At 42.2% G+C, this 1,321-nt stretch carries 3 protein-coding genes; all 3 read right to left on the bottom strand.

Translation table 11 applies throughout. From position 1 onward, the window contains the following. Positions 1-247: 247 nt before the first annotated feature. A complete protein-coding gene (locus PX636_RS04870) occupies positions 248-640 on the bottom strand; it encodes a DUF5615 family PIN-like protein (protein WP_002799313.1) in 393 nt (130 codons plus the stop codon). Beyond that, positions 637-1,011 carry a DUF433 domain-containing protein gene (locus tag PX636_RS04865; RefSeq protein WP_002758892.1) on the bottom strand — a complete coding sequence of 125 codons (375 nt, stop codon included), beginning with the start codon at positions 1,009-1,011 and terminating at the stop codon, positions 637-639. The genes PX636_RS04870 and PX636_RS04865 overlap by 4 nt, the downstream gene beginning before the upstream one ends. Positions 1,012-1,098: 87 nt before the next feature. Further along, the coding region (locus PX636_RS04860) for a hypothetical protein (RefSeq protein ID WP_288116374.1) at positions 1,099-1,321 on the bottom strand (223 nt) is incomplete at its 5' end.

The raw sequence follows: 1,321 nt of genomic DNA, 5'->3' as shown, positions 1-1,321 counted from the left end.
CAAACTCGTCCCAAAAATCATACTCTGGGGATCTGGATTCAAGCTGCTTTATGAGCATTGCGGCAATCTTATTTTGCTCTGATTCGGGGAGTTGTTTGACTTGAGCGATCGCCTCTTCTTATAGCTTTGTCATATCTTTGGAATTGTATAAAACCCTAATAACGATTATCTCATCATCTCGTTACCAGGTTCTACCTGGTAACGCTCTTTTCAGGTTCTACCTGAAGAATGCTTTTCAACAACAGTCTTATGGGATGAAAATTCGACCGACTCCCATATAGTTTTCTAGATCAAATAAAATCTCAATCAAGCGGGTAGCACATCTTTGCCGATAGCTACTTTCATCAAGGCGATCAGGGTTTCCAATTGTCAGAATTGGCAGGGAAGCGGGTGTATTTTCTTCACGTATGGTTTGTTCCAGCGAATCAATTCCTTTCATATTTCGATTTGCTGTAATTAAAATCATCTGAGTGTTTTGAGCAAATTGCCAAACAACCCGATCACTACTATCCATCGGCAATCCAACATCCTGAAAGGTGAAGAAGCGGATGGGCAAAAGATCAAGCCATCCTTCTGCTGAGAGGGTTCCCCAGAATAAAACAACATCGCCCGTTAAGTTGTAGTCAATCAGAAAGTTCATGATTGAGATTCAATGCGTGCTTTCCACTCTTGAAGCTTCGCACGAATGGTTTCTTGACCGGGCTTAGGGGGCATCGCCGCAATCTTGGCAAATCGCTCACGATTTCGCTCTTCCCAGTATTGACGAATTTCTGTCGCTGTCTGCAAGCATTCTTGATACTCGGCTTCAACCTCAGTACAATGAGTCTCAATGTATGCTAGGGCTGAATCAATCTGTCTATCATTAAGACCAAGTTTTTCACGAATCAGCTTGGGGGGATACTGAGCCTTTAGGTAATCCATAACATCATAAAGGGTAATTCGCGTACCGGCGATTGTCAATCCACGCTCTGTACGAATAATGGCTGATTGCCCGTTGGATACTAGAACCATACTCATAACCTTCTAGAATTTCATTCTATTGTACGTTATTTGAATGCTGAACAGCTTACCTAATTACTCTGAATAGCACTATATCAATCAGTTTTTTCTACTGTTCACTGTTAACTGTTCACTGTATCGCTTGGGTAGCCCGTGAATGTAATGATCGTGCTGATAGGACAGATCGGAAATTCCTGTATTCATCTGGCACTCTTCTAAGATTTGGTCAAACTCGTCCCAAAAATCATACTCTGGGGATCTGGATTCAAGCTGCTTTATGAGCATTGCGGCAATCTTATTTTGCTCTGATTCGGGGAGTTGT

This window comes from Microcystis sp. M53598_WE2 (genome assembly GCF_030067735.1).
Taxonomy (GTDB): domain Bacteria; phylum Cyanobacteriota; class Cyanobacteriia; order Cyanobacteriales; family Microcystaceae; genus Microcystis; species Microcystis aeruginosa.
This window is presented reverse-complemented; position numbering and strand designations above follow the sequence as displayed.